Source organism: Streptomyces sp. NBC_00376 (assembly GCF_036077095.1).
GTDB lineage: Bacteria > Actinomycetota > Actinomycetes > Streptomycetales > Streptomycetaceae > Streptomyces.
Genome location: NZ_CP107960.1, coordinates 2732053 through 2755507, shown reverse-complemented (window position 1 = coordinate 2755507; position 23455 = coordinate 2732053). Strand labels below are relative to the sequence as shown.

The 23455-nt window shown below is 70.6% G+C and carries 17 protein-coding genes and 2 pseudogenes; 7 read left to right on the top strand and 12 right to left on the bottom strand.

Annotated features, from left to right (window positions below):
* Positions 1–522 precede the first annotated feature (522 nt).
* Positions 523–3129 carry an alpha-glucan family phosphorylase gene (gene glgP, locus OG842_RS12120; protein ID WP_266729617.1) on the top strand — a complete coding sequence of 869 codons (2607 nt, stop codon included), beginning with the start codon at positions 523–525 and terminating at the stop codon, positions 3127–3129.
* 82 nt (positions 3130–3211) lie between these two features.
* On the opposite strand, the gene OG842_RS12115 is transcribed toward glgP, so the two are convergent.
* Positions 3212–5245, bottom strand: a complete 2034-nt coding sequence (locus OG842_RS12115; protein ID WP_266729616.1) for a M4 family metallopeptidase — start codon at positions 5243–5245, stop codon at positions 3212–3214.
* A 163-nt stretch (positions 5246–5408) separates the two neighbouring features.
* Complete coding sequence (locus OG842_RS12110; protein WP_266729615.1) at positions 5409–6323, bottom strand: TetR/AcrR family transcriptional regulator C-terminal domain-containing protein; 915 nt, start codon at positions 6321–6323, stop codon at positions 5409–5411.
* A gap of 137 nt (positions 6324–6460) precedes the next feature.
* On the opposite strand from OG842_RS12110, the gene OG842_RS12105 reads away from it, so the two are divergent.
* Positions 6461–8023 carry an MFS transporter gene (locus OG842_RS12105; protein WP_443063979.1) on the top strand — a complete coding sequence of 521 codons (1563 nt, stop codon included), beginning with the start codon at positions 6461–6463 and terminating at the stop codon, positions 8021–8023.
* 19 nt (positions 8024–8042) lie between these two features.
* Here the strand turns inward: OG842_RS12105 and OG842_RS12100 are convergent, their stop codons facing one another.
* From OG842_RS12100 to OG842_RS12080, 5 genes are all read right to left on the bottom strand, one after another.
* The gene (locus OG842_RS12100) at positions 8043–9074 is read right to left on the bottom strand and encodes an alcohol dehydrogenase (protein WP_266729614.1); all 1032 of its coding nucleotides are present in this window, start codon (positions 9072–9074) and stop codon (positions 8043–8045) included.
* 119 nt (positions 9075–9193) lie between these two features.
* Entirely contained in the window at positions 9194–10987 is a 1794-nt protein-coding gene (locus OG842_RS12095) for an ABC transporter ATP-binding protein (RefSeq protein ID WP_266729613.1), read from the bottom strand.
* Complete coding sequence (locus OG842_RS12090) at positions 10984–12633, bottom strand: ABC transporter transmembrane domain-containing protein (protein ID WP_266729612.1); 1650 nt, start codon at positions 12631–12633, stop codon at positions 10984–10986. The genes OG842_RS12095 and OG842_RS12090 overlap by 4 nt, the downstream gene beginning before the upstream one ends.
* 53 nt (positions 12634–12686) lie before the next feature.
* Positions 12687–13142 carry a hypothetical protein gene (locus tag OG842_RS12085; RefSeq protein ID WP_266729611.1) on the bottom strand — a complete coding sequence of 152 codons (456 nt, stop codon included), beginning with the start codon at positions 13140–13142 and terminating at the stop codon, positions 12687–12689.
* Complete coding sequence (locus OG842_RS12080) at positions 13139–13393, bottom strand: hypothetical protein (protein ID WP_266733545.1); 255 nt, start codon at positions 13391–13393, stop codon at positions 13139–13141. The genes OG842_RS12085 and OG842_RS12080 overlap by 4 nt, the downstream gene beginning before the upstream one ends.
* A gap of 110 nt (positions 13394–13503) precedes the next feature.
* Between OG842_RS12080 and OG842_RS12075 the strand changes: the two genes are divergently transcribed.
* Together OG842_RS12075 and OG842_RS12070 are read left to right on the top strand one after the other, a co-directional pair.
* Positions 13504–14334, top strand: a complete 831-nt coding sequence (locus tag OG842_RS12075; RefSeq protein ID WP_443064058.1) for a helix-turn-helix domain-containing protein — start codon at positions 13504–13506, stop codon at positions 14332–14334.
* Entirely contained in the window at positions 14331–14540 is a 210-nt protein-coding gene (locus OG842_RS12070; RefSeq protein WP_266729609.1) for a DUF397 domain-containing protein, read from the top strand. The genes OG842_RS12075 and OG842_RS12070 overlap by 4 nt, the downstream gene beginning before the upstream one ends.
* A 66-nt stretch (positions 14541–14606) precedes the next feature.
* Here OG842_RS12070 and OG842_RS12065 read toward each other — a convergent pair whose 3' ends face one another.
* A complete protein-coding gene (locus tag OG842_RS12065) occupies positions 14607–15560 on the bottom strand; it encodes an SDR family NAD(P)-dependent oxidoreductase (RefSeq protein WP_266729608.1) in 954 nt (317 codons plus the stop codon).
* 53 nt (positions 15561–15613) lie between these two features.
* On the opposite strand from OG842_RS12065, the gene OG842_RS12060 reads away from it, so the two are divergent.
* The 3 genes and pseudogenes from OG842_RS12060 to OG842_RS12050 form a co-directional block, all read left to right on the top strand.
* Positions 15614–16033, top strand: a complete 420-nt coding sequence (locus OG842_RS12060) for a MerR family transcriptional regulator (RefSeq protein WP_266729607.1) — start codon at positions 15614–15616, stop codon at positions 16031–16033.
* Between the two features lie 171 nt (positions 16034–16204).
* On the top strand, positions 16205–16738 hold the full coding sequence (locus OG842_RS12055; protein ID WP_266729606.1) for a hypothetical protein: 534 nt from the start codon (positions 16205–16207) through the stop codon (positions 16736–16738).
* A gap of 134 nt (positions 16739–16872) precedes the next feature.
* Positions 16873–17299, top strand: a pseudogene (locus OG842_RS12050) (MBL fold metallo-hydrolase); the annotation flags it as partial.
* A 335-nt stretch (positions 17300–17634) separates the two neighbouring features.
* Here the strand turns inward: OG842_RS12050 and OG842_RS12045 are convergent.
* From OG842_RS12045 to OG842_RS12030, 4 genes and pseudogenes are all read right to left on the bottom strand, one after another.
* The gene (locus OG842_RS12045) at positions 17635–18390 is read right to left on the bottom strand and encodes an IPT/TIG domain-containing protein (protein WP_266729605.1); all 756 of its coding nucleotides are present in this window, start codon (positions 18388–18390) and stop codon (positions 17635–17637) included.
* 342 nt (positions 18391–18732) lie between these two features.
* Positions 18733–19539: pseudogene (locus OG842_RS12040) on the bottom strand (IS5 family transposase).
* Between the two features lie 86 nt (positions 19540–19625).
* Entirely contained in the window at positions 19626–21515 is a 1890-nt protein-coding gene (locus OG842_RS12035; protein ID WP_266729604.1) for an ABC transporter ATP-binding protein, read from the bottom strand.
* Positions 21512–23410 carry an ABC transporter ATP-binding protein gene (locus tag OG842_RS12030; protein WP_266729603.1) on the bottom strand — a complete coding sequence of 633 codons (1899 nt, stop codon included), beginning with the start codon at positions 23408–23410 and terminating at the stop codon, positions 21512–21514. Before OG842_RS12030 ends, OG842_RS12035 begins: the two co-directional genes overlap by 4 nt.
* Positions 23411–23455 lie beyond the last annotated feature (45 nt).

Below are 23455 nucleotides of genomic sequence, written 5' to 3'. Positions count from 1 at the left end.
AAATTCGCGCACCGCGACCGATGGGTTCCGTCCTTTCTAGCTGCTCCGTTGACGGCTGACGGGGTGTGGGCATGGCCGCTCCTGTCCGCATTCACTCGAATGGCAGTCGAATGGCCGGGGCACGGGTATGTTTCGTGGATGTGAACCGGATGGAAACCGGCTCGTGGATGCCTCGCATTCGTGCTGCGTCCGGGCATCGTTCATATGGCACCCGGTGCGCATCCGGGCGACCTACCGGAGAAGCCTTCCCACGATTCCAGGTGGGCCAATCCGGTGGTTTGTCAAATACTCGGGCGTATCTCTGACGACCTTTTCGCACCGGGCACCGACCCGCGTTCACGAGCCCGCAGATGCCCCTTTGGACGCCACTGGGCAGCTTTCCTTCTGGTGCGGAGTGCCACAAGACCGAACGGGGGAACGGAATCGGCCATTACCTGTGTGGCCGATGTGCCGGAACGGGCGTGGGGGACGCACCGGAGTACGTCCCCTCGGATCCGTACGTCCCCTGCGAAGGTGGAACACGTGAAGGCCATTCGTCGATTCACCGTGCGTCCAGTCCTCCCCGACCCCCTTCAACCGCTCAGCGACCTCGCCCGCAATCTGCGCTGGTCCTGGCACACCGAGACCCGTGAGCTGTTCCAGGCCGTCGACCCGGAGATCCGGGAGGCGGCGGAGCGCGACCCCGTGCGGCTGCTCGGCGCAGTGTCCGCGGGCCGGCTCGCCGAGCTGGCCCGGGACGAGCAGTTCCTGCACCGGCTGACCGAGGCGTCCCAGGACCTCCGGGACTACCTGGAAGGACCCAGGTGGTACCAGGAACAACTGGAGCTGGGCGCGGAACTCCCGGCCGCCGTCGCCTACTTCTCACCCGAGTTCGGGGTGACCGCGGCGCTGCCCCAGTACTCCGGCGGGCTCGGCATCCTCGCCGGCGACCACCTCAAGGCCGCCAGCGACCTCGGCGTCCCTCTCGTCGGGGTCGGCCTGCTCTACCGGCACGGCTACTTCCGCCAGAGCCTGTCGCGCGACGGCTGGCAGCAGGAGCACTATCCGGTACTCGACCCCAACGAGCTCCCGGTCACCCTGCTGCGCGAGGCCGACGGCACTCCGAGCCGGGTGGTGCTGGCCCTGCCCGGCGGCCGTTCGCTGCACGCCCACATCTGGCAGGCCCGGGTCGGCCGCGTACCGCTGCTGATGCTCGACTCCGACGTGGAGGAGAACGCGCCGGGCGAACGCGAGGTGACCGACCGGCTGTACGGCGGCGGCAGCGAGCACCGGCTGCTCCAGGAGATGCTCCTCGGCATCGGCGGCGTACGGGCCGTGCGCACCTACTGCCGCCTCACCGGACACCCGGAACCCGAGGTGTTCCACACCAACGAGGGGCACGCCGGCTTCCTCGGACTCGAACGCATCCGGGAACTCTCAGTCACCGGCCTGGACTTCGACTCCGCGATGGAGGCCGTCCGGGCCGGCACCGTCTTCACCACCCACACACCCGTGCCCGCCGGGATCGACCGGTTCGACCGCGAACTCGTCGCCCGGCACTTCGGCGACGACGGCGAACTCCCGGGCGTGTCCGCCGAACGCATCCTGCAACTGGGCACGGAGACCTACCTCGGCGGTGAGCCGGGCCTGTTCAACATGGCGGTGATGGGACTCCGGCTCGCCCAGCGGGCCAACGGTGTCTCCACCCTCCACGGCTCGGTCAGCCGGGAGATGTTCGCCGGGCTGTGGCCGGGCTTCGACCCGGCCGAGGTGCCGATCACCTCGGTGACCAACGGGGTCCACGCACCCACCTGGGTCGCGCCCGAGGTCTTCCGGCTGCGCAACCGCTACGGCGGCACACCGGGCCGCTGGGACTCCGCCACCGAGGTCCCCGACCGCGAACTGTGGGAGCTGCGGCGGTCCCTGCGCGGACAGCTGGTCACCGAGGTCCGCGAACGGCTGCACGCCTCCTGGCGGGCCCGGGGCGCGGAGCCGGCCGAGCTCGGCTGGATCGACTCCGTGCTGGACCCGGACGTGCTGACCATCGGCTTCGCCCGGCGCGTCCCCTCGTACAAGCGGCTCACGCTGATGCTGCGCGACCGCGACCGGCTGCGGGAGCTGCTGCTCCACCCGGACCGCCCGATCCAGATCGTCGTCGCCGGCAAGGCCCATCCAGCCGACGACGGCGGGAAGCGGCTGGTGCAGGAGCTGGTGCGCTTCTCCGACGACCCCCGGGTGCGCCACCGCATCGTGTTCCTGCCGGACTACGGGATGGCCATGGCGCAGAAGCTCTACCCGGGCTGCGACGTATGGCTGAACAACCCGCTGCGCCCGCTGGAGGCCTGCGGTACGAGCGGGATGAAGGCGGCGCTCAACGGCTGCCTCAACCTCTCGGTGCTCGACGGCTGGTGGGACGAGTGGTTCGAGCCGGACTTCGGCTGGGCGATCCCGACCGCCGACGGTCTGGCCCTGGACGAGGACCGCCGGGACGATCTGGAGGCGGCCGCCCTCTACGAGCTGATCGAGGACCGGGTCGCGCCGCGCTTCTACGACCGGGGCGGCGATCAGGCCCTTCCGGGGCGCTGGATCGAGATGGTCCGCCGCACGCTGGGCACCCTCGGTCCCAAGGTGCTGGCCGACCGGATGGTCTGCGAGTATGTGGAGCGGCTGTACGCGCCCGCCGCGCACGCCCGGCGTGCGCTTGACCCGCCGGCGGCGCGCCGGCTCGCCGACTGGAAGGCCCGGGTCCGCGCCGCCTGGCCGCGAGTGGCCGTCGACCACGTGGAGGCCGTGGCGCCCACCTCGGCGGACGGCTCGGCCGAGCTGGGCTCGACGCTGCTGCTCCGGGTCAGGGTCGCCCTCGGGGTGCTGGAGCCGGACGACGTGGAGGTGCAGGCGGTGGCCGGCCGGGTGGACGCCGCCGACGGCATCTCGGACGGCCGCCTCTTCCCGCTGAAACCGGCCGGCGGCCAGGACCTGGAGGGCCGCTGGCTCTACGAGGGGCCGCTCGCCCTCGACCGCACGGGCCCGTACGGCTACACGGTGCGGGTGCTGCCGGCCCATCCGCTGCTGGCGACCGGGGCGGAACTCGGCCTGGTGGCGCTGCCCGCGGAGGCGGCGGTGGACGGTGCGGGCGTGCTGATGCGCTGAGGGCCTGCCGGACGTGGAACCGCCCGGCAGGGGCGTGAGCTCCTGCCGGGCGGTGATCACCGGGTCATGACCGGTGAGTGGTTCAGAAGGTGAGCTTGAAGCTGTTGATCTTGCCCGTGTCACCCGAGTAGACGTCCTGGACCTTGAGCTTCCAGGTGCCGTTGGCGACCTCGGACGACGCGTTGACCGTGTACGTGGTCTGAACGTTGTCCGCGGAGTCGGAGGCCGAGGAGTTCTTCAGCCGGTAGGCCGTGCCGTCCGGGGCGACGAGGTCGATGACCAGGTCACCGCGGTAGGTGTGGGTGATGTCCACGCCGACCTTGAGGGTGCTGGGGGCGTTGCCGGTGACACCGGTGACGTTGACCGAGCTGGTGACGGCCGCACCGCGGTCCGGGATGTTGACCGTGGCCTTGTTCTCGAAGACCTTGCCGCCCGGGTCCGGGTTGCCGCCGTCACGGGTGCCGACGTTGATGGCCGCCCAGGCGTCGCCGACCGCCTTGTACTCGGCGCTGGTCGTGCCGTACAGCTCACCGGCCACGGCGAGGGTGCCGGTGCGGGCCGCCGCGTAGTTGGTGGTGGAGGTGAACTTGGTGGAGAGCGCCTTGAACCAGATCTGCTCGGCCTTGGCGCGGCCGATACCGGTCACCGGCAGGCCGTCGGAGGTCGGGGAGTCGTAGGAGACCCCGTTGACGACCTTGGCGCCGCTGCCCTCGGAGAGCAGGTAGAAGAAGTGGTTCGCCGGGCCCGAGGAGTAGTGGACGTCGATGTTGCCGATGCCCGAGTACCACGCGTCCTTGGACGCGCCGTCCTTGCTCGGCTTGTCCATGTAGCGCAGCGGAGTGCCGTCGCCGTTGATGTCGATCTTCTCGCCGACGAGGTAGTCGCCCGGGTCCGCGGAGGTGTTGGAGTAGAACTCCACGCCCGCGGCGAAGATGTCGCTGGTCGCCTCGTTGAGGCCACCGGACTCGCCGCTGTAGACCAGGTTGGCGGTGGCGGCGGTGACACCGTGCGACATCTCGTGCGCGGCCACGTCGAGCGAGGTCAGCGGCTTGAGGTTGCCCTCGCCGTCGCCGTACGTCATGCAGAAGCAGCTGTCCTGCCAGAAGGCGTTGACGTAGGCGTTGCCGTAGTGGACGCGGGAGTACGCGCCGACACCGTCACCGCGGATACCGGTGCGGCCGTGCACGTTCTTGTAGTAGTCCCAGGTCTCGGCCGCGCCGTAGTGGGCGTCCGCGGCGGCCGTCTCGGCGTTCGACGGGTTGCCGTTGCCCCACACGTCGGTGGTGTTGGTGAACAGCGTCCCGGTGCCGGACGACCCGTGGTTCAGGTTGTAGGTCTTGTGGTTGCCGCGGCCCGTGTCGGTCAGCGTGTACGACGGGGCGGTGCCGAGGGTGACCTGGCCGTTGTACTGGGTGTTGCCGGTGCCGTTCTCGACACCCTGCCACTCGTACAGCTTCGCCCCGGTGGCCGCGTCCGTGATGACGTGCAGCTCGTTGGGGGTGCCGTCCTGCTGGAGGCCGCCGACGACGGTCTCGTAGGCGAGCTGCGGCTTGCCCTGCGCCATCCAGACGACCTTGCGCGGTGCCTTGTCGGCCTCGGCCTTCTTGGCGCCGTCGGCCTTGGCGAGGCCGAGCGCCTGCTTCTCCGCCTTGGCGGGCGCGACGTCCGCCTTCAGGTCCACGGCCTTCAGCTGACCACTGGTCACCTTGGAGGCCTTGGTGACGGCCTGGGTCGCCCCGGCCTTGGACTCCTTGACGACCAGGTCGCCGCCGAGCACGGGGAGCCCGGCGAAGGTGCGATCGTAACGCGTGTGCGTGGTGCCGTCGTTGTCCTGGACGATGTCCTTGACGACGAGCTTCTCCTGCGAGCCGAGACCGAGGTCCTTGGCCGTGTCCGCCTTGTTCGCGTCCGCCTTGCGGATCAGCTCGGCGCGCTGGGACGGGGAGAGCTGCTTGGCGAGGGAACCCTGGTTGGCGCCGGCGGACGCCGGTACCGCCGAGGTCGTGCTGCCGGGGGTGGCAGTGGCCGTACCGGTCTGGACTCCGACTGCGATGAGGGCTGCTGCGGCTATCAGAGCGCCGGTCGCGGTGGCACGACGGCTGGGCGTGGATCTCACGCGGACTCCTTCTGCGAGGGGGGTACCGGCGGCACGGTGAGCCGTCCGGGGTGAGCGAGAAGTGCGCAGAACGGGGTGAAGAGTGTCAGCCGGAGGATGTTCCTGTCAGGACCGCGTCAACAAGTTGGCCGGAATTCGTTCGTTGCCAGAAAGGTCATGTTCGTTAAGCGGACGTTTCGCCGATCATCACCGCGATGCCGTCCAGCGTCCTCCGGAGCCCGAATTCGAAGAGAACGCCGAGGTCGAGCTCGAACTCCTCCTGTTCGAACAACGAGTTGAGGAACGGGTAGTCGCCACTGGCCGAGATGGCGTTGAAATGTGGCTCATTCCTTTCCATCCACTCCTCCATGGAGAGCCCGGTGTCCTGCAGAGCCTGCGATTCCAGCTCGCCGGCCATCGCCAGCCCCTGCACATGGGCGAAGAGCGTGAGGTGGATGTGCAGCTTCGTGTACGGCGGCAGTCCGGTGCCGGCGAGGGCGCGCAGCACCCACTCCGTGTACCGCATCGTGTGCGGGGAGGCCGTCGGCCGGGTGAAGGAGGCCACGGCCTGGGCCAGCCACGGATGGCGCCCGTACACCGACCGCAGCCACCGGGCGGCAAGTTCCAGCCCGGGGCGCCAGCCGTGGGGCACGGCGCCCAGCGAGCGCTCCCCGAACGCCTCGTCCGACATCAGCCGGACCAGCTCCGCCTTGCCCGGTACATGCCGGTACAGCGCCATGGTGGAGGTGGACAGGATGGTCGCGACCCGGCGCATCGACACCGCGGGCAGCCCCTCGGTGTCGGCCAGTTCGATGGCGGTACGCACGATGCGTCCACGGCTCAGGGCGGGCCCGTCGCCCGCGCCGCCGGGACCCGGCACGGGCCGCTCGGCGACGACCGTGCCGACCCCCGGCACCGCACGCACCAGACCCTCGCCGCGCAGCACCGACAGCGCCTTGGTGGCGGTCGCCATGGCGACCCCCCACTCCCGCACGATCATGCGCGTGGAGGGCAGTCGGTCGCCCGGGGCGAGCTCACCGGAGACGATCCGGTGGCGCAGTCCACCGGCGATCCTGAGGTAGGGCGGTTCGGTCGGCACGGGTGCACTGTACTAGTGCACCCGGAACGGCGTACGCCCCTTCAATCCAGGGAATCGGGAAGGGCTTTCGGGGCCGCTCGCCAGGTGCACTACGACAGTGATTGCGGTGTACGCGGAGCAACTGCTCTGCTCCCGGCATGACTTCAGGACCGAACACCCCGACCCCGGCTCCGGCCGCCCCGGCCTCCGCCGCGCCGGAGCCCGCCGCCCCGCGTGCCGGACGCCGCGAATGGACCGCGCTCGGCGTGCTGATGCTGCCGCTGCTCTTCGTCTCGATGGACGTCTCCATCCTGTTCTACGCCCTGCCGGCCATCGGCGCGGACCTCGAACCCGGCTCCACCCAGCAGCTGTGGATCCTGGACATGTACGGCTTCGTCCTCGCCGGACTCCTCATCACCATGGGCGCGCTCGGCGACCGCGTCGGCCGCCGCAAGGTGCTCATCGCCGGCACGGTCCTCTTCGCGGCAGCCTCGCTCGCCGCCGCCTACGCGCAGACCCCCGGGGCACTGATCGCGGCCCGTGCCCTCCTCGGCGTGGGCGGCGCCTGCCTGATGCCGTCCACCCTCGCCCTCGTACGCAACCTCTTCCACGACCCGGGGCAGCGGGCACGGGCGGTCGCCGTCTGGACGACCGTGCTGGCCACCGGCATCTCCGTCGGCCCGGTCCTCAGCGGGGCCCTCCTCGAACACTTCTGGTGGGGCTCCGTGTTCCTCGTCAACCTGCCCGCGATGGCGCTGCTGCTCGTCCTCGCGCCGCTGTTGCTGCCGGAGTCCAAGTCACCAGCCCGGGGCCGGTTCGACACCCTGAGCGCGGTGCTCTCGCTCGCCGCGCTGCTGCCGCTGATCCACGGCATCAAGGAGCTCGCCAAGCACGGCTACCAGCCGCTGCCGGCCCTGGGTATCGGCGCGGGCCTCGCCCTGGGCTTCGTCTTCCTGCGCCGGCAGGCCCGGCTCGCCCACCCGATGGTCGACCTGGCGCTCCTGCGCCGCCGCGCGTTCGGCGGGTCGGCCGCCGTCAACCTGCTGGCCATGGCGGCCACGGTCGGATTCGCCCCGTTCTTCTCCCAGTACATGCAGTCCGTCCTGGGCAAGAGCCCTTTCGAGGCGGCGATGTGGAGCCTGGTGCCCTCGCTCGGCGTCCTGGTCGCCGCTCCGGTGGGCGGGGCGCTCGCCCGCCGGTTCGACCGGGGACACGTGATGGCCGGCGGGTTCCTCGTGTCCGCCGCGGGCTTCCTCTGGCTGACCGGGACCGGGGTGGACTCGCCGCTCTGGACGACGCTCGCCGGGTCCGCCGTGTACGCGGGCGGGCTGGTCTCCGCGATGACCCTCGCCAATGAGCTCGCCCTGGGCGCCGCACCGCCCGAGCGCGCGGGCTCGGCCGCCGCCGTCGTCGAATCGGGGCAGGAGCTCGGCGGCGCCCTGGGAATGGCCCTGCTCGGCTCGGTCGGCGCCGCCGTCTACGGCCGGGACATGAGCGGTACGGTGCCGGCCGCCGTCCCCGATGCCGCGCGGGAGACGCTGGGCGGCGCGGTCGCGGTGGCCCGGCAACTGCCGGGCGAACTGGGGGACACGGTGCTCGCCGCGGCCTCCAGGGCCTTCACCCACAGCCTGGACATGGCCGCGGCCGGTGCCGCCGCCACGATGCTCGGCGCCACCGTGCTCTCCTTCGTCCTGCTCCGAGGCGTCCGTACGCCGCGGTGAGGCCCCCGGCCACCGGGCCTCAGCCGGTGGTGAGCACCATCCGGAAGCGGGCCGCGCCGGACATCATCTTCTGGTACGCGGCCTCCGCGCCGTCCAGCGGCACGGTCTCGGTCATCGGGCGGATCCCGTGCAGGGTGCTGAACGCCAGGGTGTCCTGCACGTCCTGCGCGGTGCCGGCCGGGTGTCCCCGGACGACCCTGCCCGACATCAGCAACTGGTTCGGGCTGATCCCCAGCGGCTCCGGGTCCGCCCCGATGACCACCAGCTCGCCGCGCGGCGCGAGTCCTTCCACGGTCGCCGTGATGGCGGCGGAGTTGGCGGCGGTGGCCAGCACGACCCGGGCGCCGCCCAGGGCCTGCAGCGCGTCCGCCACGCCGGTGCCCGCGGTGCTGTCGATGTAGTGATGGGCGCCGAGCTCCTTCGCGAAGTCGGCCTTGGCGGCGCCCCGGGCGATCGCCACCGTCTCGAACCCCATGGCCGCCGCGTACTGCACCCCCAGGTGCCCGAGGCCGCCGATGCCGAGCACGGCGACCAGGTCCCCGGGCCGGGCGGCGCTGCGCCGAAGCCCGTTGAACGTGGTCACCCCCGCACAGCCCATCGGCGCCGCGTCGACGGCGGACAGTGCGTCGGGGATCCGGGCCAGGGCGTTTGCCGGCACGGTCGCGCTCTCGGCGTAGCCACCGTCGTACGCCCAACCGGGCACCTTCAGGTGCTCGCAGACCATGAAGTCGCCCCGCCGGCAAGGTGTGCAGTGGCCGCAATTCCCGCCGAACCAGCCCACCGCCACCCGGTCGCCCACCTGCCAGGCACCCTGCGTACCCTCGCCGAGCTCCGCGATCCGGCCCGCGATCTCGTGCCCGGGTACGACCGGGAACCGTACGCCCGGCAGCGCGCCGCTCACGAACAGCGCGTCGCTGTGGCAGACCCCGCAGGCGTCCACGGCCACTCGGACCTGCCCCGGGCCGGGCTGCGGCACCGTGCGCTCGACGATCTCGAAGGGGCCGCCCGCGGCGGCGGCCTGCGCGGCTCGGTAGGTGCTGGAGACACTCATCTGGATCTCTCCGGGTTACGGACGGACGGCCCCCGGAACCAGCAGACCAGCTCCGGCCGGGTCGCGCGCGCCGGGTGGGGCGGACGGGGGCGGTCCCCTCCCCGGCCGCGCCCGCCGGCTCAGGAGGACGGCGGCCGTTCGCCGTGCCAGGAGTGCCAGAGCGCGGCGTACGCGCCGTCGGCCGCCACGAGCTCGTCGTGGGTGCCCAGTTCGGTGATCCGGCCGTCCTCCATCACCGCCACCCGGTCGGCGTCGTGAGCCGTCTGCAGGCGGTGTGCGACGGCCACGACGGTCCGGCCGTCCAGCACGGCAGCCAGCGCCCGCTCCGTGTGCCGGGCCGTCCTCGGGTCCAGGAGCGCGGTGGCCTCGTCGAGGATCAGCGTGTGCGGATCGGCCAGCACCACGCGCGCCAGGGCGAGCTGCTGCGCCCGTGCGCCGTCCGGCCGGTGCGCCCCGTGGCCCAGATCGGTGTCCAGGCCGTCGGGCAGCTCGTCGGCCCAGTCGGCGCCGACTGCGGAGAGCGCCGCGCGAAGTTCGTCGTCGGTGGCGTCGGCCGAGGCGATCCTCAGGTTGTCCCGGACCGTGCCGAGGAAGACGTGGTGCTCCTGGGTGACCAGCACGACGTGCCTGCGCAGCCGCTCGGGGTCCAGCCCATGGACCGGGACCCGCCCGACCGTCACCGAGCCGGTGCGCGGTGCCTCCATGCCCGCCAGCAGCCTGCCCAGGGTGGTCTTGCCCGCGCCGGAGGGGCCGACGACCGCGAGCCGCTCGCCGGGGCGGACCGTCAGGTCGACACCGTGCAGGACGTCGTCCCCGCCGTCGTACGCGTATCGCACCCCTGTCACCTCGATCCGGTCGTCGGCCGGTGCGGGGGAGGCGGCCAGCGGTACGTGCGCCGCCAGGGCGAGACCCTCGACCCTGGCGAAGGAGGCGCTGCTGCTCTGGAGCTGCTCCAGCCGCTGGAGGATGGTGTCCAGGGGCTGGGAGAGCTGCCGCAGATACAGGGCCGAGGCGATCACCGCGCCGAGGCTCACCGCGCCGTGGTCGTGCAGTACGCCGCCGACCAGCAGGACACCGGCCACCGGAACGACGTACGAGACGTCCACGGCCGGGAAGAGCACACTGCGCAGGAACAGCGTCCTGGTCCGGGTCTTCCAGCACTCCTCGACGGCCTCCTCGCAGGCGGTGACACGGTGCTGCTGAAGCCCGAGAGCCTCGACGGTGCGGGCCCCGGCGGCGGTGGCCGCGAGCTGCTCCGCGAGCGCCGAGTTGGCGCCTCCCTCGGCCAGGTACGCGGTGAGCGCCCGGCGCAGGTACCAGCGGGCGGCGAACCAGATCCCGAGCAGGCCCAGCACCCCGCACACACCGAGCAGCGGGTCCAGTACGAAGACCGCACCGAGGATGAACAGCGCCTGGACAGCGGCGATGAGGACCTCGGGCCCGGTGTCCCGGAGGGTGGCGCCGACCATGGCGACATCGGTGGTTCCGCGGGTCAACAGATCGCCCGTCCCGGCCCGTTCGACCACCCGGGCAGGCAGCGCGAGCGTCCGGTCGGCGAACTTCTCGCGGATGCGCGCCAGTGTCCGCTCGCCGAAGCGGTGTCCTACGTAACCGGCCCAGCGGACCAGGAGGAGCTGCGCCACGGCGAAGACGAGGATGGTGAGTGCCAGACGGTCCACCGCGGCCACCCCGGCGCCCGCCCCGACCTCGTCGACGATGCGGCCGAGCAGCCACGGGCCGACGAGTCCGGCACCGGCGGCCAGCGCGTTGAGGCCGATCACGGCGGCGAAGACACGGCCGTCCAGCCGGATCAGCCGGAGCGCCGCCCGGCGTGTCCGGGACGGTTCGGCGATGGGCAGGGCCGGTTCGGCGATGGGCAGGGCCGGGGACATCGGTTCGGATCCGGTGGTCATCGCACGGTCTCCCTGGTCGGCGGGACGGTTCCTCGGTCCCCTTCGTCGGCGGGGGCGTCGTCCGTTCCGCGGGACACCAGGAGGCGGTAGCCGGGCTCCAGGTCCAGGAGTTCCCGGTGGCTGCCGACGGCCGCGACGCGACCGTCGACCAGGTAGTACACGGTGTCCGCCCGGTCCAGTACGAGCGGTGAGGTGCTGGTGACGACCGTGGTGCGGCCGGCGCGTGCGGCGCGCAGCCGGGTCGCCATGGCCGCCTCGGTGTGCGCGTCGACCGCCGAGGTGGGCTCCACCGCCAGCAGCACCTCGGGATCGGCCAGCAGGGCCCGGACCAGCCGGACGCGCTGTCGCTGGCCTCCGGAGAGGTTGCGGCCCTGCGCGTCGACCGGCGAGTCGAGTCCGTCCGGCAGCCCTCGCACGATGTCCTGCGCCACTGCCGCGTACAGGGCCCGGTCGATGGACTCCTCGTCCCGGTCCCGGGCGCCGCCGATCACCTCGCGCAGCGGGCCGGCGAACAGATCGGCCTCGTTGTCCGCGACCAGGATCCGTCGGCGCACCTGCGTCAGGTCGATCTCGTCGAGGCGTATCGCGCCCCAGGTCGCGGCCGAACCGGTGAACCGGCCGAGCCGCTCGACCACCGCCGCGGATTCCGACGGCCGGGCACCGGCCAGCACGGTCAGCCTCCCGGGTGCCACCTTCACGCCGGACGCCGGATCACGGAGCGTGGCCGGCGAGCCCGGCCCGTCCGCCGCCGCTTCACCTGCCGTCCCGCTGCCCGTGGAATCGGGCTCCAGGTCCAGGAAACGGATGACCCGGCGGGCGGCGACCAGTCCGCGGCTGAGGTCGTAGCCGCCCTCGATGAAGAACTCGACCGGCACCGCGAGCACCGCGGCGTACCCGTAGACCGCGACCAACTCGCCGACAGTGATGGTCCCTTCGGCGGCCATCCGGGCCGCGAGCCAGGTCACGGCCCCGAGGAACAGGGTGGGCAGACCGACGCCGAGGGCCTGGATCCAGCTGGTCACCGCGCCGACGCGGTACCCCTCCGCCCGAAGCTCCTGCGAGCCGCGCCGGTAGCGCTCGGCGTACACCTCCTTGCCGCCGATGCCGTTGAGGACGCGCAGGCCCCCGACCATGTCCGCGAAACGGCCGGCGAGCCCGCCCTGCCGCTCCCGGTACGTCGCCTCGACACCCTGCAACCGCCCCAGCAGCGGGCCGACCAGCACCGCGAGCAGCGGCACCCCGAGCAGCACCACCGCGGCGAGCAGCGGTGACACGGCAAGCAGTAGCGCGGCCACGACGAGAAAGGCGAGGACCGCGCCGACACCGGGGCCGGTGATGGTCAGCGTGGCGGCGATCACCCCGACATCGCCGAACCCGATCGTGACGACCTCCCCGGCCGTGGCCCGGCGCGGCAGCGCCCCGCCCAGCCGGGTCGCCTGCGAGACCACGGCCCGCACGGAACGGAAGGCGGCGTCCAGCCGCACCCTGGTCATCGTGCGGTGCCGCATGATGGCCAGCCAGGCGTTCAGCACCCCCACGCCCAGCAGGGCCGCGACCCAGCCTGCCAGCGCGGGCCACCGCCCCGGTTGCAGCCCGTCGTCGATGGCGCGGGACAGCAGGTACGGCGGCAGCGTCAGACACACCATCCAGGCGCTGCCGAGCAGCGCGCCGGCGGCGATCCGGCGGCGCTGGCAGACGATCAGCCACCACAGGTAGCGCAGGGCGCTGCGGCGGTCGGGGGGTCGTACGGGGTGCGGCGAGCGATTTCTGATGGTGATCCCTCCCCGGGGCGGCAGCAGAGCGTGGTTCCATGTGCCTGTTCCGCGGATCGTACGGACACCGTGTATGTGCAGTCCTCGTCCGGGACGACGACGAGCAGCGGGGCTCCGCCCTTGATGTGTGCGCGGGCGGTGCGTTGGGTCTCGCGGTCCTCGTACCAGGCGCGGAGTTCGGCGAGGTGGTCGACGAGATCGAGCCGGCCCACGATCCACAGGGCCTGCCCGCCGAGCCAGCGCAGTGCGAGGACGGGGGAGATCGTCCAGAAGGTGCCCAGAACGTACCGCGCCGTTTCGTCCGTCCCGCCCACGAACCCTTCGGCGACTGCCTCGCACCGGTAACTCGCCTGTCCGGGGGCGGTGTTCACCTCGCCGGTCACAGGATCCGCCCCTCGCTCCGGGCGTTGCACCGCGCGATCTCGGCCCGTAACCGCTCCATGGGGCTCGGTGCCCGCACGTTCGCGGGTTCCGCCTCCCACTCCGTACCGCCGCAGACCGGCCGCAACGACCAGTAGGGGCCGGCCACTCCTCGGAACTCCCCGACCTGGTCACGACGGCCGGTGTCGACCAACAACGAGCCAGTGGACGGGACTTGCTGGGGCTTCTGCTCCCCAGAGGGGTCATCTTCCACACACACGAGCCACTCCTCTCCGTAACGTTTCCGCTACCAAGGGGGATCAGCGTGACCTAGGGTCGAGAGGTCTTCAACTTGCGCAAATTGTTCAGGGAATCAGGTGGTGGCTGATGAATCGGAAAGAGCTAGACCCCGAGGAATCGCCGAGTGCGCAGTTCGGGCAACACTTGCGCATGCTGAGAGATCAGCGAGGATGGACGCAGGACGAGCTGGCCGCACGCATCGGATGCTCCGGAACGCACATTTCTGCCGTCGAAACTGGGCGTCGCCCTCCAACTCGCCATTTTGCTGCAAGTGTTGACAGGGTGTTCGGAACTGGAGACAGGTTCGAACGTCAGAGCCTCGCTGTGCGTCAAACAGCGCTCATCGAAGGGTTCCCGGAGTACGTCGCCCACGAGGCGCGGGCCTCGGAGATCAGGCTGTACGAAGTGGGCGTCGTCCCTGGCCTGCTTCAGACGCTGGAGTACGCGGCGGCGCTCGAAGCGGACGCGGTGCGGCGGGAATCGATCACCTCTGAGCAGGCCGACGAACGTGTCGGGCTGGTGGCAAGGCGCCAAGCTTCTCTTGTCCGGTCGCCATCGCCCTTGATTTTTGCGGTACTTGACGAAGGGTGCATTCGTCGGCCTATGGGGTCTCCCGCTGTCACCGATGCCCAGTTCGCGCGCTTGCTCAAGTTCGCGGAGCTGCCGAACACCGTGCTGCAGATCGCACCGTTCTCCATGGGAGAGCGCAGGCCGTTCAGCCTGCCCATCACCGTGCTCACCATGCCGGACCGCTCGCTGATGTCCTACGCCGAGTCCACTCATCGGGGCCATCTCGAACGGGAAAGTGCGGTCGTGCTGCCGATGCTGACGGCCTACCATCAGCTACAGGCCGAGGCGCTCTCTCAGGCGGCATCCGTGGCCTTGATCGAACAGGTACGAAAGGGCACCCCGTGACTACCGAATCCCCCCGTTGGTTCACGTCCTCCTACAGCGGCAACGGCGGCCAGTGCATCGAGGTCGCTGCCAACCTCGTCGGCTCGCTCGGCGTGGTCCCCGTCCGCGACTCCAAGAACCCGAGCGGCCCGGTGCTGAACGCCTCCGCCGCCTCGTTCGCCTCGTTCGTGGCGGGCGTCAAGGCCGGAGAGTTCGGCGCCGTCTGACCATCCGGCCCATGTCCTGTGACCGCGCGACCGCAGGGCATGGGCGGAGTCCGTCCCGACGAACTATCACGTGAACAGGTCCAGTTCGGTGAGCTCGCTGGAGAGTTGCCAGAGTCGGGATGCCGCGTCCGGGTCGACGGCCCAGGGCTTGACCCCACCGATGAGCATGTCGTCGGTGTGGGCGGGTTCGGCGATGCCGCAGTCCTGACAGTAGGCGCCACCGTGGCCTTCGAGCAGTGGTGATGTCGCAGCCCATATGGCCGTCGCCGCGCCCTGTGCCGGCGTCTTGAATCCGGTTGCCGGTCTGCCGTCCGGGGTGATCCAGCCCTGGGCCATCTGTTCGTCACGGGGGATGTGCCGCTGCAACGGGGTCAGGATGCTGCCCGGGTGGACCGCGAAGGCGTGCAGCCCACTGTCGGCGCCGAGCGTATCCAGATGCACGGCGAAGAGGGCGTTCGCGGTCTTGGACTGCGCGTACGCCAGCCACCGGTCGTAGCCGCCACGGAAGTGGGGGTCGTTCCAGCGGATGTCGGAAAGAAAGTGACCGGACGAGGCCACCGAAACCACGCGTGCCCCATGTGCCAGTGCGGGGCGGAGGCGGTTGATGAGCGCGAAGTGGCCGAGGTGGTTGACCGCGAAGTGCGCCTCCCAGCCCGGACCGACGCGTGTCTCCGGACAGGCCATGATGCCCGCGCCGTTGATGACGAGATCGAGGGTGCGCCCGGTCTCCAGGAAACCGGTCGAGAACGCACGGACGCTCTCCAGGTCTGCCAGGTCGAGAACGTGAACCTCCGCCCGGGGGACACCTCGCAGGGCCTCTTCCGCTGCGGCGGACCTGCGCGCGGGGACGATGACATGTGCTCCCGCCCGCGTCAGAGCAAGCGTGGTCTCCAGTCCGAGGCCGGAGTAGCCGCCGGTGACCAGGGCGGTCTTGCGCGACAGGTCGATCCCGGCGAGGACGTCGTCCGCCGTGCTGTGGGCGCCGAATCCGGTGGCGGAGTTCTGTTGCTGCGTCGTCATGGCCGCGACGTTAGGATCTAGACCGTGCTCTAGGTCAAGGTACTGTCTGCGGCATGGGTAGAAGTGCGGGTGATCTGTCGATCGGAGAGGTTGCCGACGCGACCGGATCGAGCGTGCACGCGCTGAGGTTCTTCGAACGCGAGGGCCTCTTCCTCCGGCCGATTCCCCGTTCCGGCGGCGGGCAACGGGTCTACGAGCCCGCGGACGTGGAGTGGCTCCTGCTGTGCAACCGGCTCCGGGCGTCGGGCATGCCCATCGCCATGCTGAAGGAGTTCGCCCGGCTCGTCCGGTCGGGTCCGGGCAATGAGTCGGAGCGGCTGGAACTGCTGCGGGAGCACGAGCAGGCAGTACGGGCCAAAGTCGCCGGCCTGAACGCGGACCTGGAGGTCATCCACAGCAAGGTCGTCGCCTACGAGAAGCACGTCCGCGACGGGACCGCGGCCGGGGTCTGGGCGCCGACACCGTCCCACTGAGTCCCGGGGCCCGAGGGGGCGGCTCGGCGCAGTGAAGGCGGTGCACCGGCATCTCGCGGTCGTCAAGGCGTCCCGCACGTCTCCGTTACCTTCGTTTTCGGACTCCTTTCGCGGAACCGTGTGTTCCTCCCGTGCCCACGGAACACCTGTGGTTCCGGAGTGAACGCGTGAATGCGGGACGTTGTGGAAGATCTGGCAGCTGTGGCGATCGGTGTTCTGGCCGCGACCGTGACGGGCACCGCCACGCACTTCGGGCAGGAGAGTGCCGCCGCGGTCGTTCAGGTGGTCCGCGAGCGGCTGGGCAATACGGGACGCGGGCAGACCGCGCTCGCGGAATTGGGGGCGGCGCCGGGCGATCAGAGGGTCCGGCGGGAGGCCGTGACGGTGCTGCGCGGGGAGGTCCGCGAGGACCCGGATCTCCAGCGCACTTTGGCGATGCACTTGGACAGCCCGATGTCGCAGACGACCGGCAGCGTGACCTTCCACGGGAGCAAGGTTCGCGGCAACCAGATCGCATTCGGGTCGATCACCGTCAACAAGCCCGATTCGACCATCGCCACGGTGGGGCTCGTTGCCGTGGTTCTGGCCCTGGTCGCGTTGATCGTCTATGGAGCTGTCAACCTCTTCTCCGACACAACGGCGGACAGCGGGGACGAGAAGAAGGGCAAGCTCGGCACCGCCGTACGGGCGTTGAGCGCGGCCTAGGCCGAGCGGATGCTTCCCGGGCTGTCGGACCTGCCGGGAAAATGGAACGCAGATGGGCAGCCGTACGTCGAGGACGGCGGCAAGTGCCACACGGGCCAGGTCGACTACCGTGGCGTTGACGGGAACGGCTGGAGTACGGGAACGGCCGCCGGGAGGATGACCGGTTGATCTGCGAAGACAGCATCGCGCCCGTCCACCGGGCCGGGCAGACCGTCCTGTGGGACGGCACCCACCGCATCGATGAACACCTCACCCTGGAGTCCGCGCCGGGCCGCACGCCCGGCTCATCCGTACTGCGGCTCGCATCCGGGAGCGACCGGGCGGTCTTTCGTGGGGGATCTTCTGCACAGCCCGGTACAGATCCTCGCACCCTCCTGCAACCGCTGCTTCTGTCTGGATGCAGAACAAGCAGTGGCCAGCCGCCACTGGATTCTCGAACGAGCCGTAGTCGAAAAGGAGTTGGTCGTCCCTGCGTACTTCGGCGGGGCGGGTGCCGTGGAAGTCTGGCAGGAGGGCGCCGGGTTCACCCTCGGGCGGTGGGCGGCCTACGGCACGGAGTAGGCCGCTCAGGCTCGGGGGAGCCGGTGGCCACGCTGCGGCGCCCCGGCAAGCACGATCGAGTAGCTGAAGAACCACCACGTGAGACAGCCTCTTACTCTAGTTACGTAGAGGTCATCTCATTTGGCGCGTCTGTGGCGGCAGATGAGGGTGCGGGCGATGCCGGTGAAGGGCGCGGCTTTGCGCTCGTTGCTGCGGTTGAGGCGGCGGCAGTCGGCGAGCCCGGCCATGGTGCGTTCGATGGGTTAGCGGTGGCGGCTCGCGCTCGGAGGCCGCGCCTACGTCGACGCGGCCTCCTTCCTGCGGTCCGATGGACCGTCTCACGGCTGGACTGTCGGTCAGATGCCGGGAGCCGCGAGGTAGGTGAATCCGTCTGCTGCCAGGACGATCCCGGCGGCGTTGGTGACCCGGACGTCAGACGGGCCAGCCCCGCCATCGGGAGTGGGCGGGACGACCACGGACAGGGTGGTGTCGTTGATGACGGTGAACGGGGCATGAACGGCACCGAAGGTGACCGATTCGGTCGTTGCGAAGCCGGTACCGGTGATGGTCACCGCCGTTCCGCCGGACGCCGGGCCGGAGTTGGGGGCGATGGTGGTGATGGTCGGCACGTCGACGTAGGTGTACGACAGGCCGTTGTTGGTGCCGCCCGCGGTTGTCACGCTCACCGACACGGTTCCGGCTGCGGTGCCCGCGGGCACTGTGACGCTGATCTGGCTGTCGGAGACGACCGTCGGGGTGGCGGTGACGGCACCGAAGGACACACTGGTCGCGGTGGAAAGCCCGGTGCCGTTGATGGTGATGCTGTTGCCGCCGCCCAGCGGGCCGGAGGTGGCACTCAGTGAGGACTCGAACGGGGCGCCGACATAGAAGAACGACACCGGGTTACTGGCCCCGCCCGGGGTGGTCACGGTGACCCCGACCGTGCCGGCTCCCGAGGGAGACACGGCAGTGACCTGGGTCGGCGAGACCTGGGTGACGCTCGTCGCGGAATTGGAACCGAACGTCACCGCGCTGGCGTTGGACAGGTTCGTGCCCGTGATGGTCACGAGGGTTCCGCCACCGGTGGAACCCTCGTTCGGAGAGATAGGCATGGTTGGTCTCCCTTGCTGGATGAGAGGGACGGAGAAGCCGCAAACCGGTCGAACGACCACTGCTGCCTGCCGGTCGGTAGCCCAGGCGAGCGAGCAGTTCCAGAGGGACACGTGGTGCCGCACGGCGGCCACCCTGCGCACGCAGACGCAAAAAAGACCAGCGGACGTCGCCCCTACCACGCTTCCCCGGTATTGGGATGGGCGACCCACCGGTTCGATACTGACAGTGGCCCATACGGGCGCATGACCGGCAAGGGCATAAGCAGATGAATCAGCCATATGGAGTAACAGAGAGAGAGGATCCACCCTCCCCACGGCTGCACAGCCCCTTCAGAGGTCATCTCATTTAGCGAGTCTGTGGTAGCAGATGAGGGTGCAGGCGATGCTGGTGAAGGCGAGGAAGTGCTCGGCTTTGCGCTCGTAGCGGCGGTGGAGGCGGGGGCAGTCGGCGAGCCAGGCCATGGTGCGTTCGATGGTCCAGCGGTGGCGGCCGAGTCGCTGTGTGGACTCGGTTCCCTTGCGCGCGATGCGGTGGGTGATGCCGCGTCCGCGTAGCCATCGCCGCAGGTGGGAGTAGTCGTAGCCCTTGTCGGCGTGGAGCTTTCCGGGCTTGCGCCGTCGGGGCCCGCGGCGGGAGCGGATCGGCGATATCCCTTGCACGAGGGGGATCAGGGCCTGGCTGTCGTGCAGGTCAGCCCCTGAAATTCCGACGGAGAGGGGCAGACCGGTCCGCTCGGTGATCAAGTGGATCTTCGAGCCGTACCTGCCCCGGTCGACAGGATTCGGACCTGTCAGGTCCCCCCTTTTCAGGGCCCGCATGTTGACCGAGTCGATCGCGCAGCGGGACCAGTCCAGCTCGCCGCAGGCACCGAGTTCGTCGAGGACCAGGCGGTGGAGCTTGGCCCGCACCCTGGCCCTTGTTCATTCGGAGAACCTTCGGTGGGCCGTGGCCCCCGACGGCCCGAACGACGCCGACGACAACTGCTGTCACGTGCAGCCCGACGTGGCCACGAACACGATCGCGGCCAGCACCTCACGGTCGCCATGCCGGCGCCGTCCACCGCCCTGAGGCCGCGACGGCGCCTCCGGCACCACCCGCTGAAACAGTTCCCACAGTTCATCCGGCACCGGCCGCTCGACAATCCCCACGAGTCACGGCCTACTCAACTAGCCAAATGAGATGACGTCTTGGTTACTGAACGCAGCCAGAATGCGGAACCTGCATTCGGCCGGAACTACGACAGGCTCTCCCGCCACGCCCGGTGCAGCCCCGCGAAGCGGCCCGTGCCCGCGATGAGTTCGGCCGGGGCGCCGTCCTCCACGATGCGGCCGTGCTCCATCACCAGGACCCGGTCCGCGATCTCCACCGTGGACAGGCGGTGGGCGATCACCACCGCGGTGCGGCCGTGCAGCACCGTGTCCATGGCCCGTTGCACCGCCCGTTCGCCGGGGATGTCGAGGGAACTGGTCGCCTCGTCGAGGATCAGCACCGCCGGGTCGGCGAGCAGGGCGCGGGCGAAGCCGACCAGCTGGCGCTGACCGGCCGAGATCCGGCCGCCCCGCTTGCGTACGTCCGTGTCGTACCCGTCGGGCAGACCGGTGATGAAATCGTGCGCGCCGATCGCCTTCGCGGCCTGCTCGATCTCCGCGCGGGTCGCGTCCGGGCTGCCGATCGCGATGTTCTCGGCGACCGTCCCGGAGAACAGGAACGCCTCCTGGGTCACCATCACCACGCCGCGCCGCAGCTCCGGCACGGCCAGGTCGCGCAGATCCGTGCCGTCGAGCAGCACCCGGCCGTCCGTCGGGTCGTAGAACCGCGCCAGCAGCTTGGCCAGCGTCGACTTGCCCGCGCCCGTCGACCCGACCACGGCGACGGTCTGCCCGGCCGGGACCGTCAGATCGAAGCGGGGCAGCACCTCGCCACCCGTGCGGTAGGCGAAGCGCACCTGCTCGAAGACGACCTCGCGGCCCGGGTGTTCGCCGGTGAGGGCCGGCAGCTCGCGCGGATCCGACGGCTCGGGAACGGATGGGGCCTGGGCCAGCAGGCCCGCGATCTTCTCCAGGGAGGCCGCGGCCGACTGGTAGGAGTTGAGGAACATGCCGAGACGGTCGATCGGGTCGTACAGCCGGCGCAGATAGAGCACGGCCGCGGCCAGCACCCCGAGCGCCAGGGCGCCCGAGGCCACCCGGTACGCCCCCCACAGCACGATTCCGGCGATCGCCGTGTTGGCGACCAGCCGGGAGCCGACGACATAGCGGGCCATCTCCAGCATCGCGCTGCCGTTGGTCCACCGGTGCGTGTTGTTGAGGCCCTCGAAGTGACCGTCGTTGACCGGTTCGCGGCGGAAGGCCTGGACGGGACGGATGCCGTTCATCGTCTCCGCGAACTTCACGATGACCGCGGCGATCGCCGAGGACCGCTCGGCGTACAGCAGTCCGGCCCGCCGCTGGAAGCGCCGCACCAGCAGATACAGCGGGACGAAGGAGAGTACGGCCAGCGATCCCAGGCCGAAGTCCAGCCAGAGCAGCATCAGCGAGATGGAGACGAAGGACAGTACGACGGCGATCAGCTCCTGGAGCCCCTCGCTGAGCAGCTCCCGCAGCGACTCCACGTCCGTGGTGGAACGGGAGATGAGCCGGCCCGAGGTGTAGCGCTCGTGGAAGTCCACGCTCAGTGCCTGCGCATGACGGAAGATCCGCCCGCGCAGATCGAGCAGCGCGTCCTGGTTGACCAGGGAGGAGACCCGCACGAACGCGTACTGCGTGGCCCCGCCCGCCGCCGAGCACAGCGCGTAGGCGACGGCCACCGCGATCAGCGGCCCGTAGTCCGCGTCCCGGAACGCGGGCACCCCGCTGTCGATGGCGTAGGCGACGAGCAGCGGACCGGCCTGGAGCGCGGCCTGCTGGACCAGCAGCAGCAGCGCGATCAGCGCCACCCGGGCCTTCATCGGCCGCAGCAGCGACCGCAGCAGTGTCCCGGTCGCGCCGGGCGGGGTGGGCAGGTCGTCGCGGTCGAAGCGGTCACGGGACCCGGCTCGGGGGCCGGTGGCGTCCGTCGTGGCCGTCTCGGCCGCTGTGTCCGATGTGTTGTTGGCGGGGGCTGTGTCCGGCGTCGTACTGGTCATCGGGTGCCCTTCTCGGCGAGGACGTCCTCGGCGGACTGGTCGGGGAAGGCGCCCTCGGCATCACCGGCGCCCTCGGCGCCCGACATCAGCCAGGCGTACTCGGCGCTGCTGCGCAGCAGTTCCTGGTGGGTTCCGACGGCGGCGATCCGGCCCTCGGAGAGCAGTGCCACCCGGTCCGCGAGCATCACCGTGGACGGCCGGTGCGCGACCACGATCGCCGTCGTCTCCGCCAGGACCTCTCGCAGCGCGGCCTCCACCAGCGCCTCCGTGTGCACGTCCAGTGCGGAGAGCGGATCGTCCAGGACCAGGAAGCGCGGCCGGCCGACCACGGCGCGGGCCAGCGCGAGCCGTTGCCGCTGACCGCCGGAGAGGCTGAGGCCCTGCTCGCCGACCTGGGTGTCGACGCCCTCGGGCAGCTCGTGCGCGAAGCCGGCCTGGGCGATGGCCAGTGCCCTGCGCAACTCGTCGTCCCCGGCGCCCTCGGCACCCATCAGCACGTTCTCGCCGACACTCGCCGAGAAGAGCGTCGGCTCCTCGAACGCCACCGACACCAGCTCGCGCAGCCGCTCCCGGGACATGGTGGCGATGTCCGTGCCGTCCAGTGTGATCCGCCCCGCGGTGGCCTCGTGCAGCCGCGGCACAAGGGCGGTGAGCGTCGTCTTGCCGGAGCCCGTGGCCCCGACCAGGGCCATTGTCTCGCCGGGCCTGATCCGCAGATCGATCCGGGACAGCACGGGCACGGAGCCGGGCTCCGCGTCGGGGTAGCGGAACTCCACGCCCTCGAAGACCATTTCGCCCCGGGACGATTCGCGGCCCTGAGTCTGCCCGTCCACGCCGGCCCGCTCGTCCGCGCCGGCCCGCTCGTCCGCGCCGGCCTGCCCGGCCACGTCCGGCGCGTCCGCCTCCTCGGCCACGTCCATCGCCTCGAAGAACCGCTCGGTCGCCGTCGCCGACTCCTGGCTCATCGCCAGCAGGAAGCCGATCGACTCCACCGGCCAGCGCAGCGCGAGCGCCGTGGAGAGGAAGGCGACCAGGGTGCCCGCCGAGAGGTTCCCGTCCGCGACCTGGACCGTGCCGAGCACCAGCGCCGCACCGATGGACAGCTCCGGGAGCAGGGTGTTGGCGGACCAGATGCCCGCCAGCAGACGAGCCTTGCCCAGCTCCGTGGTGCGCAGCCGCTCCGAGAGGGAACGGAAGGCGAGGGCCTGGCTGCGGTGCCGGCCGAAGCCCTTGATGATGCGGATGCCGAGCACGCTCTCCTCGACCACCGTCGTCAGATCGCCGACCTGGTCCTGGGCCCGGCGCGCCACCAGTGAGAACTTCGTCTCGAAGAGCAGGCAGATGACCATCAGGGGCACCGCCGGACCGAGCAGCACCAGCCCCAGCGTCCAGTGCTGCATCAGCAGAATGACGATGCCGATCAGGATCGTCGCACCGTTGACCAGCAGGAAGGTCAGCGGGAAGGCCAGGAACTGACGCAGCAGCATCAGATCCGTGGTCGCGCGCGAGAGCAACTGCCCCGAAGGCCAGCGGTCGTGGAACGCCACCGGCAGCCGTTGCAGATGCCGGTACAGGTCGGCCCGCATCGCCGCCTCGACCCCGGCCAGCGGTCGCGCCACCATCCATCGCCGCACCCCGAACAGCGCGGCCTCGGCGATGCCCAGCAGCAGCAGGTACAGCGCGCCGAGCCAGACCCCGCCGGGGTCGCGGTCCGCCACCGGGCCGTCGACCATCCACTTCAGGACGAGGGGGATCACCAGGCCGGCGCTGGACGCGACGATCGCGACCAGGGCGGCGCCGAACAGCCGCTTGCGTACCGGCTTCACATAGGGCCACAACCGCAACAGGGACTGAACGGTGGACCGGTCCTTGGGCTCTGCATGTTCTTCGGGCATCACAGTCGAGACTACGTTTCACCCCTGACATCGCTCATGTGGTTT